This window comes from Micromonospora sp. WMMA1949, assembly GCF_027460145.1.
In the GTDB taxonomy this organism is placed as follows: Bacteria; Actinomycetota; Actinomycetes; order Mycobacteriales; family Micromonosporaceae; genus Micromonospora.
Genome location: NZ_JAPZBG010000001.1, coordinates 5,894,953 through 5,909,071 on the forward strand (window position 1 = coordinate 5,894,953; position 14,119 = coordinate 5,909,071).

A 14,119-nucleotide genomic window follows, 5' to 3' on the forward strand; every position below is an offset into this window, starting at 1 on the left:
GGAGTACGACCATGTGCTACGGACATGACGGACAGGCCGCGCTGGAGCGGTCGCTTGATCGGCGTGGTCTGCTGCGTGGCTCCCTCGCCGCGCTGGCCGGTGTGGGCCTGGCGACCGGGCTCGGCGCGACGGCGGCGCAGGCCGGCGGCGGGCACCACCACGGCCGGCGTCCGGTGCCGAAGGAGCTGATCAGCCTTCAGCTCTGGACGGTCCGCGACGCGCTCAACGGCTCGCCGGGATACGACGCGACGCTGGCGCACCTGGCCCGCATCGGCTACCCCCGGGTCGAGCTGGCGCTTGGTTACTTCGGGCGTACCGCGCGGGAGCTGCGCCGCTTCCTGGACCGCACCGGCATCAAGGCCAGTTCCAGCCACGACGGGATCGCCGCCGACGCCGCCGCGCTGGAGCAGAAGATCGCGAACGCCCGGACGCTGGGCCAGCGGTTCATGGTGGTGCCGTACCTGAACTCCGACCGCGAGGACGACTGGAAGCGCTGGGCGGAGCAGATGAACGTCGAGGCCGCCGCCGCGCGCAAGGCCGGTCTGCGGTACGGCTACCACAACCACGCGCACGAGTTCACCATCGACTTCGGCAACGGCCGGCGGCCGTGGGACGTGCTGACCGAGGAACTCGACCCGCGCCTGGTGCACCTGGAGATCGACATCTACTGGGCGGTCACCGGCGGCATCAACTCCGGCGACGGCGTCGACGACCCGGAGGGCTTCACGCTCGACGTGATCCGCTCGGCGCCGCAGCGGGTGTTGCAGTACCACGTCAAGGACCGCGACCCGGCCACCGGCGACATGGCCGACCTGGGCACCGGGATGATCGACTTCGCGCGGATCTTCCGGGGGCACCAGGTGATGGAGTACATCGTGGAGAACGACACCCCGGACGTGACGCCGCAGCGGACCGCCGAGGTCGGCTACCGCTACCTGCGCCGCCTGCGGTTCTGACGCCCCATCGCGCCCGCCGGGACCGGCTCACCACCGGCCCCGGCGGGCGCGCGGACCGCCGTCGAACGTGACACGCTCGGCACCTGTCACGCACCGAGAGGGTACGCGATGACCGACGAGCCGGACGACGTCCACTACGACCGCCTCTACCGCGACACCGACCGCCCGCCCTGGGAGATCGGCGGACCGCAGCCGGCGCTCGCCGCCGTCCTCGACACCGGGGTACGCGGCCCGCGCGTGCTCGACGTCGGCTGCGGCACCGGGGAGCTGGCGCTCGCGCTGGCCCGCAGCGGCCACGACGTGACGGGCGTCGACATCTCACCGGTGGCGATCGGTCAGGCCCGGGCCAAGGCGGCCGAGGCGGGACTGCCGGTGCGCTTCGAGGTGTGCGACGCCACGGTGATCCCGGTGCCGCCGGTGCCGTACGACTCGGTGTTCGACTCCGGGCTGCTGCACTCGCTGGACCGGCGGGGCGCTGCCGTACGCGACTACCTGGCGTTGCTGCCGCGCCTGACCGCGCCCGGCGGGGCGGTGTACGTGCTGGCGGTGTCGCCCGAGGCGGGCCAGGGCTGGGGCCTGGACGCCGGCGCCCTGCGCGCGGCGTTCCCGGAGCCGCTGTGGTCACCCGTCACGGTGGAGCGGATCGACGTGCTGGCCCGCGTCGAGGGCGCGGACCTGCGCCTGGCCGGCAACCTGCTGCGCGCCACCCGCTCCCCCGGTGGCCGGTAGCGGGACCGGTCCGGCGGCGGCGTCAGCGGCGCCAGTGCTGGCGCGGGGCGTACCCCTCGCGGCGCAGCCAGTGTTCGGTGTAGACGATCCGGTCGGCCTCGATCACGACGAGCGGGTCCTCGGGTGGCTCGGACAGCGACCGGCCCCGCTCGGCGTGCTCGTTCTCCCAGCGGAACGCGGCCCAGTGGCGGGCCCGGTCGGGGTGCTCCGGGCCGAGCACCCGGGCGGTGCCGAACACCTGCGCGCCCCGGCTGCTGGCCAGCCCGACGAGCGGGGCGAAGACCCCGACCGACACCCGCGGGTCGGCGGCGATGTTGCGCATCTTGGGCGAGCGTGGCGCGGCGGTGAACATCAGCGTGAAGTCGAGCGAGTAGTAGCGCACCGGCGTGGCCAGCGGCCCGTCCGGCCCCGCGGTGGCGAGCACGCACATGTTCTGCGACGACAGCAGGTTGAGGATGCGTTCCTCCAGGCGGCCCCGGTCCAGCTTCCTCGTCGGCGCCGGCCCGGTCAGCCAGGGGTTCGTCAGCGGCACGGGCTGTCCTCGATCATGACGGCACCCTACCGGCCGGGCTCAGGTGACCGGCGCCGTACTGGCCCGCAGCACCACCTCGCCGGGCAGGCGGACGATCCGGCGGCGCCGACCGGCGTTCTCGGTCAGGGCCAGGTTCATCGCCTCCTCGCCGAGCCGGTGCAGCGGCAGCGCCACGGTGGTCAGCGGCGGGGTGAGGTCGCGCACGACCGGGATGTCGTCGAAGCCGGCGACCGAGACGTCGCCGGGCACCGACAGCCCCCGGTCGCGCAACGCCGCGTACGCGCCGACGGCCATCACGTCGGTACACGCGAACACGCAGGTGGCGTCGAGCCCGCGGTCGAGCAGCGCGGTCATCGCCCGGTAGCCGCCGTCGCGGGTGAACGCCGCCTCGGCCACGGCGCCCGGGTCGAGCGCCACACCGGCGGCGGTCAGCTCGTCGCGGAACCCGCCGATCCGGTCGGCGACGGTGGTCAGCTCGGGCGGGCCGGAGAGCACCGCGAATCGGCGGTGCCCGAGGCCCAGCAGCGCGCGGGCCAGCTCGGCGGCGCCGGCCCGGTTCTCCGGCAGGACACTGTCGACCTTCAGGGTGCGGTGCCGGCTGACCACCGCGACCCGGCCGCCGCCGTCGAGGTACGGCGCCAGCTCGGCGGCCATCGCCCGCTCCCAGCGGGGGTCCTCGAAGCCGGAGCCGATGAGCAGGATCGCCGGGGCGCGTTCGGCGCGCAGCATCGACACGTAGGCGATCTCGCGTTCCGGGTCGCGGAACGTGCTGGCGAGCATGACCAGCAGGTCGTTGTCGGCGGCGACCCGCATGACGCCGCCCGCGACGGCGGCGAAGTAGGGGTCGGTGACGTCGTGGCAGACGACGCCGACGCTGCGGCGGGACCCGCCGGCCAGCGCGCGGGCGTGGGCGTTCGGGGTGTACGCGAGCCGCGCGGCGGCGGCCAGGACGCGGTCGTGCAGGTGGGGGGTGACCCGCCGCCCGTTGAGCGCCCGGGAGGCGGTGGCCAGGGAGACGTCGGCCGCCCGGGCCACGTCTTCCAGCGTCACGTGCGACATCGATGCGTCTCCCTGCGGAACGTCTTGACCCGGTGTTCCGGCGTGGCTACGGTAGCACCCTGAAAGCGCTTACTGAAAGCGCATTCACCGCCGGGGAGGCACAGTGGAACGCACGTCCGTCGGCATCATCCTCAACGGCGTCACCGGCCGGATGGGCTACCGGCAGCACCTCGTCCGGTCCCTGCTCGCCATCCGGGAGCAGGGCGGCGTGCCGGCCCGCGACGGCAGCCGCATCTGGCCCGAGCTGACCCTCGTGGGCCGCGACGAGAACCGGCTCGCCGCGATCGCCGCCCGGCACGGGCTGTCGTCGTACACATGCGACCTGGACGCGGCCCTCGCCGACGACGCCCACCAGATCTACTTCGACGCGCAGGTCACCGTCGCGCGGGAGAAGGCGATCCGGGCGGCGATCGAGGCCGGCAAGCACGTCTACACCGAGAAGCCGCTCGCCGAGGGTTTCCTCGCCTCGCTGGAGCTGGCCCGGCTCGCCGCCGCCAAGGGCGTCCGCAACGGCGTCGTACAGGACAAGCTGTTCCTGCCCGGCCTGCGCAAACTCAAGCGGCTCGTGGACGGCGGCTTCTTCGGCCGGATCCTGTCGGTGCGCGGCGAGTTCGGCTACTGGGTGTTCGAGGGCGACTGGCAGGCCGCGCAGCGCCCGAGCTGGAACTACCGCGCCGAGGACGGCGGCGGCATCACGCTGGACATGTTCCCGCACTGGCACTACGTGCTGGAGCAGATCATCGCCCCGGTCACCGCCGTCACCGCTGTCACCGCCACGCACATCCCGGAACGCGTCGACGAGACCGGCGCCCGCTACCGGGCCACCGCCGACGACGCCGCGTACGGCATCTTCGAGCTGGCCGGCGGCGTCGTCGCGCAGGTCAACTCCTCCTGGGCGGTCCGGGTGCACCGCGACGAGCTGGTCGAGTTCCAGGTCGACGGCACGCACGGCAGCGCGGTGGCCGGACTGCGCGACTGCCGCATCCAGCACCGGGGCGCCACCCCGATGCCGGTGTGGAACCCCGACCTGCCGGTCACCGAGCCGTTCCGCGCGCAGTGGCAGACGGTGCCGGACAACGGCGAGCACGACAACGCGTTCAAGGTGCAGTGGGAGGCGTTCCTGCGGCACGTCGTCGACGACGAGCCGTTCCCGTGGGACTTCCTCGCCGGCGCGCGCGGCGTGCAACTGGCCGAGGCCGGGCTGCGCTCGGCTCGCGAGGGGCGGCGGGTGACGATCGAGGAGATCCCCCGGTGAGCACGCGGATCACGCTGCCGGCGCCGGACGGCGGCACCGAGCGGCTGACGCTGCGGGAACCCCCATCGTGGCGCCGGCCAGCCGCGCCACCGGCCAGCCGGATCGCGTACGCGGCGGCGCACGTCGTCGCCGACCCGTACGCCGACAACTCCCCCGGCCGCCCGGCGCGGCTGGACTGGGACGCGACGCTCACGGTGCGGCGCGACCTGTGGTCGTGGGGCCTCGGCGTGGCCGAGGCGATGGACACCGCGCAGCGCGGGATGGGGCTGGACTGGGCGGCCACCCGCGAGCTGATCCGGCGTAGCGCCGCCGAGGCCGCCGCCTGCGGCGGGCGGATCGTCGCCGGGGCCGGCACCGACCAGCTCACCGGCGCGCCCGGCACGCTGGACGAGGTGGTCGCCGCGTACGCCGAGCAGGTCACAGTGGTCCAGGAGTGCGGCGCCACGCCGGTGCTGATGGCCAGCCGGCACCTCGCGGCGCTCGCCAGCGGCCCGGAGGACTACCTGCGCGTCTACGAGCTGGTGCTGCGGGAGGTGGGCGGGCCGGTGGTGCTGCACTGGCTCGGCGACATGTTCGACCCGGCGCTGTCCGGCTACTGGGGCTCGACCGACCTGGACGAGGCGACGGCGACGTTCGCCGCCCTGGTGCACGCGCACGCCGGTCTGGTCGACGGGGTGAAGGTGTCGCTGCTGGACGCCGGGCGGGAGGTGCGGCTGCGGGAGCTGCTGCCACCAGAGGTGAAGGTCTACACCGGCGACGACTACCACTACCCGGAGCTGATCGAGGGCGACGGGAAGCGGTTCAGCCACGCGCTGCTCGGCGCGTTCGCGGCGATCGCCCCGGCCGCGTCGGCGGCGCTGGGCCGGCTCGACGCGGACGACCCGGCCGGGTTCCGGGCCGTCCTCGACCCGACGGTGCCGCTGTCCCGGCACCTGTTCGCCCCGCCCACGCCGTACTACAAGACCGGCATCGCGTTCCTGTCCTGGCTCAACGGGCGGCAACCCGGCTTCACCATGGTCGGCGGCCTGCACGCCGGGCGCAGCGTCCCGCACCTGGTGGAGGCGTTCCGGCTGGCCGACGCCGCCGGGCTGCTGCGCGACCCGGAGCTGGCGGCACGGCGGATGCGCGCGTACCTGGACGTCGCGGGCGTGACCGGATGACCGCCGACGCGCGGCTGGCGCGCCTGTCGCTCAACCAGCGCACCACGCGGCGCTGGTCCGTGGCCGAGGCGGTCGGCGGCTGTGTGCGCGCCGGCATCCCGGCGATCGGGCTGTGGCGCGAGCCGGTGGCCGAGATCGGCGTACCGGCCGCCGCGCGGCTCGTCGCCGACGCCGGGTTGCGGGTGTCGTCGCTGTGCCGGGGCGGGTTCCTCACCGCCGCCGACGAGGCCGGACGGGCCGAGGCCCTCGCGGACAACCGGCGCGCCGTCGACGAGGCCGCCGCGCTGCGCGCCGCCTGCCTGGTGCTCGTCGTCGGCGGCCTGCCGCCCGGCTCCCGCGACCTGGTGGGCGCCCGGCAGCGGGTGGCCGACGCGCTGGCCGAGCTGGTGCCGTACGCCGCCGAGCGCGGGGTACGCCTCGCACTGGAGCCGCTGCACCCGATGTACTGCGCCGACCGGGCGGTGCTGTCCACGCTCGGGCAGGCGCTCGACCTGGCCGAGGCGTTCCCGGCCGAGCAGGTCGGCGTGGTGGTGGACACGTTCCACGTCTGGTGGGATCCGGACGTGTGGCGGCAGATCGTCCGCGCCGGGACGCGGATCGCCAGCTTCCAGATCTGCGACTTCCTCACCCCGCTGCCGGCCGACGTGCTGCTCGGGCGCGGCATGATGGGCGACGGGCACATCGACTTCCCGCCGCTGCGCCGCGCGGTCGAGGCCGCCGGATACGCCGGCGACGTCGAGGTGGAGATCTTCAACGCCGAGGTGTGGGCCACCGACCCGGACCGGGTCCTCGCCACCATGATCGACCGGTACGTGGATCGGGTGCTGACCGACTGACCCGGCGTCACGAGTCCGGCCTGTCGGATAAATCAGGTGGCCGCCCTCCGGATCCGGGGGCAGGATCGGGATCATGGCATCCCCGCACCTCACCACTCCGATCACCTCCGACCTGCTGCGTGGCGCGCTCGACCTGGAACAGACCGCCGACGGGGTGCTGCCGCACCGGCTGCCCGCGTGGGCCCGGGCGCAGAACATCGACCCGCAGCTGATGACGGCGGAGGCGATGCCCTCGGGCGTACGGCTGGTGTTCCGCACCCGCGCCACCACAGTCGAACTGGACGTCCTGCCGATGAAGATGGTCTACCGGGGCACCGGGCCGCGTCCCGACGGCCGCTACGACCTGGTCGTCGACGGCCGCCTCGCCGGTCAGGCCACCGCCGGTGGCGGCAAGGTGCTCACCATCGACCTGGCCACCGGCACGTCCGGCATCGAGCCGGGGCCGGTCGGCACGGTGCGCTTCACCGACCTGCCCGCCACCGACAAGGAGGTGGTGATCTGGCTGCCGCAGCGGGAGATCACCGAGCTGGTGGCGCTGCGCACGGACGCGCCGGTCGAGCCGGCCGGCACGGGTGACCGCCGGGTGTGGCTGCACCACGGCAGCTCGATCAGCCACGGCTCGGACGCGGAGAGCCCCACCGGCACCTGGCCGGCGATCGCCGCGACGCTGGCCGGCGTGGAGCTGGTCAACCTCGGGTTCAGCGGCAGCGCGCTGCTCGACCCGTTCACCGCGCGGGCGATGCGCGACACCCCGGCCGACCTGATCAGCGTCAAGATCGGCATCAACGTGGTGAACGCCGACCTGATGCGGCTGCGCGCGTTCGGCCCGGCCGTGCACGGCTTCCTGGACACCATCCGCGAGGGACATCCGGAAACCCCGCTGCTGGTCGTGTCGTCGATCCTGTGCCCGATCCAGGAGGACACACCCGGACCGGGCGCTGTCGAGTTCGTCGACGGACGGGTGCGGTTCCGGGCCACCGGCGACCCGGCCGACGTGGCATCCGGCCGGCTCACGCTGCGCGTCATCCGCGCCGAGCTGGCCCGGATCGTGGCGTCCCGGGCCGGCGCCGACCCGAACCTGCACTACCTCGACGGGCTGGAGCTGTACGGCGAGGCCGACTACGCCGAACTGCCGCTGCCCGACGAGCTGCACCCCGACCCGGCCGCCGACCGCCGCATCGGCGAGCGGTTCGCCGCGCTGGCGTTCGGACCGAAGGGACCGTTCGCCGCGGCGGAGTGACGGACTGCCTCCCACGGCGCGGTGTGACCCAGGTCACGCCGCGCCGTGATCCGTCGGAGGTGCCGTGAACGACCATCTAGGCGTGGGAGGAAGCAAACAGGACGAGGAGCGGCTGCTGCGGCGGGTCGCACGCGCCGATCTGGACGCGTTCGACGAGCTGTACCGGCGGACGTCGCCGTGGCTCGCGATCCGGCTGCGGCGGCGGTGCGCCGACGACGGCATCGTCGCCGAGGTCCTCCAGGACACGTACCTGACCGTGTGGCGGGCCGCCGGTTCGTTCAGCGGGCTCCGCCCCTCCGGCGGCGCGGACGCGCCCGGTGGCTCGGCCGCCGGCTGGATCTGGACCATCGCGGCCCGGCGCCTGGTCGACGCGTTGCGCCGCCGCGCCCGGGTGCAGGAGGTGCCGACCGACGTGCTGCCGGTGCGCAGCGCGCCGGCCGCCGAGGACGAGGCGCTCGCCGGGTCGTTCGGCTCGGAGGTGGGCGCCGCGCTGGACGCGCTGGCGCCGGAGCTGCGGGCGGTGCTCGCCGCCATGGTCCTGGACGGGCTGACCGTCCGGGAAACCTCCGTCCTGCTGGGGGTGCCCGAGGGCACCGTGAAGAGCCGGGCGCGGCGTGCCCGCAACGCGCTCCGGGAGGCACTGGCATGACCGTTCACGTTCCCCCGCCCGCACTGGCCGCGTACGCCGCGGGAACCCCCGACGACGCCGCTGCCTGGACGATCGAGGTGCACCTGGAGGGCTGCGCCGAGTGCCGCGACCGGCTCGGCGACCTGGCCTCCCCGCCGCTGCGCGCGCTGCTCGGCGACGCCCGGGAGACGATCCTGGAACAGGCCCGCACCGGGCCGCGACCGGCACGGCGGCGCCCGCTGCGCCGGTGGTGGCTGCGCTGGACCGACTGGTCACTGCTGGCCTGGGCCGCCATGACCTGCACGGCGATCCTGGCCGCGGTGCTGCTGGACCGCAACTACCCGGATCAGCCGTCGGCGGTGCTGCTGCTCGCGCCGGTGGCGCCGCTCGCCGGGCTCGCGGTGGCCTGGTCCCGCCGCGCCAACCCGAACTGGGAGGTGGTCGCCGGCACCGCCCGCGCCGGGCTGGAACTGCTGCTGCGCCGTACCCTCGCGGTTCTGCTCCTGGTCGCGCCCGTGCTCGCGGTGGCCGGGCTGGCAGTCGGCCGCAACCCCGCGCTGTGGCTGCTGCCCTGCCTGGCGTTCACCGCGGCGACGCTGCTGCTCGGCAGCCGTGTCGGCGTGCCGCTCGCCGCCGCCGTCCTCGGCGGCGGCTGGCTCACCGCGGTCGCGGCCGTGTCGGTCACCGGCGACGCGGACGCGGCCCGCGCCGCCGCCGCGACCGAGACCCTGCTCCGGCCCGCCACCATGCCCGCCTGGGCGGCGGCCGCCCTCGTGCTCACAGTGCTGACCGCGCTGCGCGCCGAGCATCTGCGGCGGCCCGCCGGCTGACGCCGGCCCTCGGAACCACGCCACGGCGCCCCGACGGCGCCGCGGACCACCCTGCCCCGAGAAGGAGACGACATTGGTACGCGCAGTGAGCGCCGACGAGGTGGCGCCGACCCGGCACGCCTGGCGGATCGAGGCGGTGGGACTGTCGGTGAAGGCCGGGCGGCACCTGGCCGTCGACAACCTCGGCCTGACGCTCGGCACCGGTGTGCACGGGCTGCTCGGCCCGAACGGCGCCGGCAAGAGCACCCTGATGCGCGCGCTCGCCACAGTGGTCAAACCGCACGGCGGCACGCTGCGGCTGCTCGGCGCGGACGCCGCCACGACCCGTGAGCTGCGGCCGATGCGCCGCCGGCTCGGCTACCTGCCGCAGCAGTTCGGCTACTACCCCCGGTTCACCGTGCGGGAGTACGTCGAGTACGTGGCCTGGCTGCGGGAGATGCCCGCCGCCGCGGTGCCGGGCGCGGCGCAGCGGGCCATCGACCGGGTACGCCTCACCGACCGGGCCGACGCCAAGCTCAAGTCGCTGTCCGGCGGCATGCTGCGCCGGGCCGGCATCGCCCAGGCGATCGTGAACGAACCGGACCTGCTGCTGCTCGACGAACCGACAGTCGGCCTGGACCCGGAGCAGCGGGTCGAGTTCCGCGAGCTGATCCGCGAACTCGGCGCGGACGCCTGCGTGCTGGTCTCCACCCACCTCGTGGAGGACGTGGTGGCGGCCTGCTCGGACGTCATCCTGATGGACCATGGCACCCGCGTGTTCCAGGGCCTGCCCGCCGACCTGGTCCGCCACGGCGAGACCGGAGGCGTCGGCGACAGCGCCGCCGAACGCGGCTACTCGTACCTCCTCCAGCAGCACCGGAGCGCCTGATGATCCGACAGGTACGCGTCGAACTGCGCCGCTCCAACGCGCCCGCCGTGGCGGTGCTGCTGCTCGCCATCGGGATCCTCGGCGCCGCCAGCATGTACAGCTTCTGGCAGGGACAGTGGCTGCGGCTGGGCTACGTGCACGCCTCCGGCATGTTCCTCCTGATGCCGCTCGCGCTGGCCGGTGGCGCGGTACTGGGCCGCCGGGACCGGCGTACCCGCGCCGACGAGCTGATGAACAGCACCGGCCGGCCCCGCTGGCAACGCGCGCTGCCCGCTATGACCGCGCTCGGCGTCGCCGTCGCGGCCGCGCACCTGCTCGTCCTCGCCGGCGGTGCGGCGGTGATCGCCACCGGCGGCACCTACCTCGGCGTACGCGGGCTCGCCGGGCCGCTTGTCGACGTGCTGGTGCTCGCCGGCGCGGCCTGGGTCGGTGTGGCAGCGGGCCGGCTGTGGTCCTCACCGCTGCTGCCGCCGCTGCTGGCCGCCGCCGGCCTGGTGGCGCAGGAGGGCACCGCCATGCTCGGCGGTCCGGCCGGTAGCCGGCTGACGAACGCGTCCCTCATGATCTCCTGGCCGCCGGACACGCCGTGGGAGACGCTGTCCGACCGGCTGCTGCTCAGCCGCCTGGCGCTGGGTGTCGGGCTGGTCCTCGCCGGACTGCTGCTGACGGCGGGCCGGTCGTGGCCGCTCCGGGCCGGCGCGGCGGCGAGCCTCGCCGCCGGTGTCGCGGGACTCCTGCTGATCAGCGCACCGGGTCCGGCCGGCATCTGGCAGCTCGACCAGTCTGCGCGCCGCTACGTCTGCGCCGACGGCACGCCGCAGGTCTGCGTCACCGCCGTCAACGCGCACCTGCTGCCCGACGTCACCACCGAGGCCCGCCGAGGGCTCAAGGCGCTGGCGAAGCTGCCGGGCGCGCCGACCCGTGCCGTGGAGGTGCGGCTGGACACCATCGGCAGCAACGACAGCGAGCAGTGGCACCGGCCCAAGCCCGCACCCGGCACCGTGCAGTTCCTCCTCGAGGTCGACCCGGACACCGGGCGGGCTGCCGACGTGGCCGAGCGCATCGCCCTGGGTGGTGGCACCATGTGGTCCGGCTGCGGGCGCAGCGGCGACGACATCGCTCCGGCGATCGTCGCGGCCTGGCTGCTCGACGCCGAGACGGTGCGGCTGTGGGACTCCTGGACCGGATACCGGTACGCCGACGAGCAGCAGGAGGAGATCCGGGCCGGGGTGCGGCAACTGCGTACGCTGCCCGAACCGGAGCAGCTGCGGCGGGTCACCGCGCTGCGGGACGCGGCCGCGCGCTGCGAGCCGGACCTGATGCCGGCGCTCACCGGACGGGCCGCGCCGTGACCCGCTGGCTGCCGCTGTACGTGCGGTCCCGCCGGATACCCGCCGCCCTGGCCGGATCGGCTGTCGCCGTCGCCGTGATGGCCGTCGCCTGGTCCGCCTTCACCGACCGCCCCGAGGTGCCCGCCGGCCTCGCCGTGCTCGCCACCGCGCTGGCGGTGGCGCCGCTCGGGCCGACGCTCGCCGGCACCGACCCGGCGCTGGAGCGGACCGCCGCGTGGCAGTGGGCGCCGCGCCGGGCCGGGCACCTGCTCGGGTACGGCGCACTGGTGGTCGGCCTGCTGGCCGCCGCCCGCGTCCTCGGCGCCGACTTCGGGCCGCTGTCCGTGCTGGCCCGCAACACCGGCGGCCTGATCGGGCTGGTCGGACTCGGTGCCGCGCTCGCCGGCGCACGGGCCGCCTGGCAGGTGCCGACCGCCTGGGCCGCGCTGGGTGCGTTCCTGACCGCGCCGGGTGGGCCGCAATGGCGGCAGGTCGCGCTGTGGATGGTGCAGGAACCGGGCAACCGGATCGCCGCCGTCACCGCCACGACGTTCCTGCTCGGCGGCGTGGTCGCGTACGCGATGCGGGTGGGGCCGCAGCTCGCGGCGGCCGAGGCGGCGCTGGAACAGTGACCTTGCCGGGCCTCGCCGTGGTCGCGGCGAGGCCCGGTCGTCGGCGTCAGGTCAGCGGCACCCAGGCCAGGGTGGTCATGCCGGACAGGGCGGTCGCCTTGAGGCCGACATCGGAGACCGTCCAGAGCACGCCGTCGACCATCAGCGAGCGGCGGATCGGCGCCCACTCCCTGCCGTCGCCGGCCAGGACGCCCGGGTGGTCGACCGCACCGGCCACGGTGAAGCCCTTGTCGCCGACGCGCAACGCCAGCACGCCGCCGGACGGGGTGCCCTTGACGCCGTCGGCGCGGTCGGTGACCACGCCCGGCCGGGTCACCGGGATCACCACCAGGCGCTCCGGCGGCCAGTACAGGAACGCGTGCGGGTCGTTCTCCGCCTCGGACCAGCCGCCCGGGACATGGTGCTGAGCGATCCGCGCCGGTCGGGCCGGGTCGGCCACGTCGAACAGCGACACCTGGGTGCCCGTCACCCGTCCCTGGTTCGTCGCGTCCTGTCCGACCCCGATCAGGCGGCCGTCGCCGGCCGGGTACAGGTACGACGAATACCCGTTGATCTTCAGCTCGCCGGTGACCCGGGGTGCGGCCGGGTCGCGCAGGTCCACACCGTACAGCGGGTCGGTCTGCCGGAACGTGACCACGTAGCCGGTGCCGCCGACGAACCGCACCGAGTAGATCCGTTCGCCCTTGCCCAGGCCGGTCACCGCGCCGACCCGCTTCAGCGTGGCACCGTCGGCGCGCAGCACGTAGACGGCGGACTGCGACGACGTTCTCCGGCCCCAGGTGTCACCCGTCGTGGTCGCCACTCGCAGGTGACCGTCCCACTCGGACAGCGCGTACTGGTTGATCAACCAGCCGGGCACGGACCCGGCGGCGACGAAGCGTGGCGTGCCCGCCGCGGTGTCGAACTGGTAGATCTCGGTGCCGGCATCACCTGCCCCGGACCCCCCGCCACGCCACATCCGCAGGCGTTTGTCGTTCGTGACATAGAGGCGCTGGCCGTTGCCGTAGACGGTGTCACCGTCGGCGAACACGGTGACCGGGTCACCGGCGCCGAGTGCCGACGCGCCCAGGTCGAAGCTGAGCACCGTCACCATCGACGCGCCGGAGAATCCGGCCGGACGGCTCACCCGGTCGCAGCCCACCCGTCCGGTGCCGACGGTCCGCACGCCGTCGCGGATCTCGTAGCGGGGCAGCCAGTCGTCGAGCGTGGCCTTGTCGATGACCGCCCGGTTGGCCGCGATCCGCTGGGCGTCGGTCCGGCGGCCGGGCAGGTGGGGAAAATTCAGCCGGTCCGAGGACCGGACCACGACCCGGGCGGTCGCGCCGACCTGCCGGGCGTCGACCAGGAGGCCGTCGATCCGGTAATCCCCCACCACACGGGGCGACCCGACGAGGTCCAGCAGGACCAGCCGGGCCTGCGAGGTCCTGACGGGGCGGTTGTGCCCGTCCGGGACCGGGCCCTTGACGATCCGACCCGCGTGCAGCAGCACGAGCGCCCGGTCGCCGTGCAGCAGCAGGCTCCCCTCGCCGCCGGAGAACTGCCAGGCGTCGGTGTCGAGCGCCAGCCGGCCGGTCACGCGGCGGCTCGCCGGATCGACCACCGACAGCACGCCCCGGTTGACCGTGACGATCCGCCGGCCGTCGGTCTTGACCAGGTCCGGTTCGTCCACGCCTGCCTCGTGCACGTTGGTGCCGGAGAAGTCGGGCGTGGACGCCGACGTCGCGCCTTCGGCGGCGCCGCCGACCGCCCCCGCCCGTTTCGCGTCCAACTGCATGAAGCCGTCCGGGCCGAGGCCCCACGGCCCGACCGCCGCCTTCGCGGCCGTACGGAGCTGCCGCAGCGCCTCGTCGCAGCCGTCGAAGGCCACCAGCCGCAGCCCGCCGGCCGGTACGACCCGTCCGGTGGGCGGGTCGGCGGCCGGCGGTGACGCGGTGCAGCCGGCGAGGGCCAGCGCGGCGGCCATCGTCCATCCAAGCGTCCGGGTTCCGGTTCCGTGACGGGTCATGCCGGTCAGACGTGGCGGTGACGAGCGCGGTTCCCTGCCGTGCCGCTCAACCGCCGGC

14 protein-coding genes are annotated in these 14,119 nt (G+C 74.8%); 11 read left to right on the forward strand and 3 right to left on the reverse strand.

Features of this window, described 5'->3' with window-relative positions:
* Positions 1-11 precede the first annotated feature (11 nt).
* Both O7607_RS27560 and O7607_RS27565 read left to right on the forward strand, forming a co-directional pair.
* Positions 12-956 carry a sugar phosphate isomerase/epimerase family protein gene (locus O7607_RS27560; protein WP_269706358.1) on the forward strand — a complete coding sequence of 315 codons (945 nt, stop codon included), beginning with the start codon at positions 12-14 and terminating at the stop codon, positions 954-956.
* 108 nt (positions 957-1,064) lie between these two features.
* Entirely contained in the window at positions 1,065-1,685 is a 621-nt protein-coding gene (locus tag O7607_RS27565) for a class I SAM-dependent methyltransferase (protein ID WP_269706359.1), read from the forward strand.
* 22 nt (positions 1,686-1,707) lie between these two features.
* On the opposite strand, the gene O7607_RS27570 is transcribed toward O7607_RS27565, so the two are convergent.
* Both O7607_RS27570 and O7607_RS27575 read right to left on the reverse strand, forming a co-directional pair.
* Positions 1,708-2,217 (reverse strand): pyridoxamine 5'-phosphate oxidase family protein, encoded by a 510-nt coding sequence (locus tag O7607_RS27570; protein ID WP_269706360.1) that lies wholly within the window; start codon positions 2,215-2,217, stop codon positions 1,708-1,710.
* 39 nt (positions 2,218-2,256) lie between these two features.
* Positions 2,257-3,276: a LacI family DNA-binding transcriptional regulator gene (locus O7607_RS27575; RefSeq protein ID WP_269706361.1), complete on the reverse strand. Its 1,020-nt coding sequence runs from the start codon at positions 3,274-3,276 to the stop codon at positions 2,257-2,259.
* A 103-nt stretch (positions 3,277-3,379) separates the two neighbouring features.
* Here O7607_RS27575 and O7607_RS27580 point away from each other — a divergent pair, with 103 nt between their 5' ends.
* The 9 genes from O7607_RS27580 (at position 3,380) to O7607_RS27620 (ending at position 12,056) form a co-directional block, all read left to right on the forward strand.
* Positions 3,380-4,531 carry a Gfo/Idh/MocA family protein gene (locus O7607_RS27580; RefSeq protein WP_269706362.1) on the forward strand — a complete coding sequence of 384 codons (1,152 nt, stop codon included), beginning with the start codon at positions 3,380-3,382 and terminating at the stop codon, positions 4,529-4,531.
* The gene (locus O7607_RS27585) at positions 4,528-5,691 is read left to right on the forward strand and encodes a dihydrodipicolinate synthase family protein (protein ID WP_269706363.1); all 1,164 of its coding nucleotides are present in this window, start codon (positions 4,528-4,530) and stop codon (positions 5,689-5,691) included. The genes O7607_RS27580 and O7607_RS27585 overlap by 4 nt, the downstream gene beginning before the upstream one ends.
* A complete protein-coding gene (locus O7607_RS27590; protein WP_269706364.1) occupies positions 5,688-6,527 on the forward strand; it encodes a sugar phosphate isomerase/epimerase family protein in 840 nt (279 codons plus the stop codon). The genes O7607_RS27585 and O7607_RS27590 overlap by 4 nt, the downstream gene beginning before the upstream one ends.
* A 73-nt stretch (positions 6,528-6,600) precedes the next feature.
* Positions 6,601-7,767, forward strand: a complete 1,167-nt coding sequence (locus O7607_RS27595; protein ID WP_269706365.1) for an SGNH/GDSL hydrolase family protein — start codon at positions 6,601-6,603, stop codon at positions 7,765-7,767.
* A 64-nt stretch (positions 7,768-7,831) separates the two neighbouring features.
* Positions 7,832-8,416, forward strand: coding sequence for an RNA polymerase sigma factor (locus O7607_RS27600; RefSeq protein WP_269706366.1), 585 nt, complete (start codon positions 7,832-7,834; stop codon positions 8,414-8,416).
* Positions 8,413-9,225 (forward strand): zf-HC2 domain-containing protein, encoded by an 813-nt coding sequence (locus tag O7607_RS27605; protein ID WP_269706367.1) that lies wholly within the window; start codon positions 8,413-8,415, stop codon positions 9,223-9,225. Before O7607_RS27600 ends, O7607_RS27605 begins: the two co-directional genes overlap by 4 nt.
* Before the next feature lie 73 nt (positions 9,226-9,298).
* Positions 9,299-10,093 (forward strand): ATP-binding cassette domain-containing protein, encoded by a 795-nt coding sequence (locus tag O7607_RS27610; protein ID WP_269706368.1) that lies wholly within the window; start codon positions 9,299-9,301, stop codon positions 10,091-10,093.
* Positions 10,093-11,445 carry a hypothetical protein gene (locus tag O7607_RS27615; RefSeq protein ID WP_269706369.1) on the forward strand — a complete coding sequence of 451 codons (1,353 nt, stop codon included), beginning with the start codon at positions 10,093-10,095 and terminating at the stop codon, positions 11,443-11,445. The genes O7607_RS27610 and O7607_RS27615 overlap by 1 nt, the downstream gene beginning before the upstream one ends.
* Positions 11,442-12,056, forward strand: coding sequence for a hypothetical protein (locus O7607_RS27620; protein ID WP_269706370.1), 615 nt, complete (start codon positions 11,442-11,444; stop codon positions 12,054-12,056). The genes O7607_RS27615 and O7607_RS27620 overlap by 4 nt, the downstream gene beginning before the upstream one ends.
* A 46-nt stretch (positions 12,057-12,102) precedes the next feature.
* Here O7607_RS27620 and O7607_RS27625 read toward each other — a convergent pair whose 3' ends face one another.
* Positions 12,103-14,019 carry a beta-propeller domain-containing protein gene (locus tag O7607_RS27625; protein WP_269706371.1) on the reverse strand — a complete coding sequence of 639 codons (1,917 nt, stop codon included), beginning with the start codon at positions 14,017-14,019 and terminating at the stop codon, positions 12,103-12,105.
* Between the last annotated feature and the right edge of the window lie 100 nt (positions 14,020-14,119).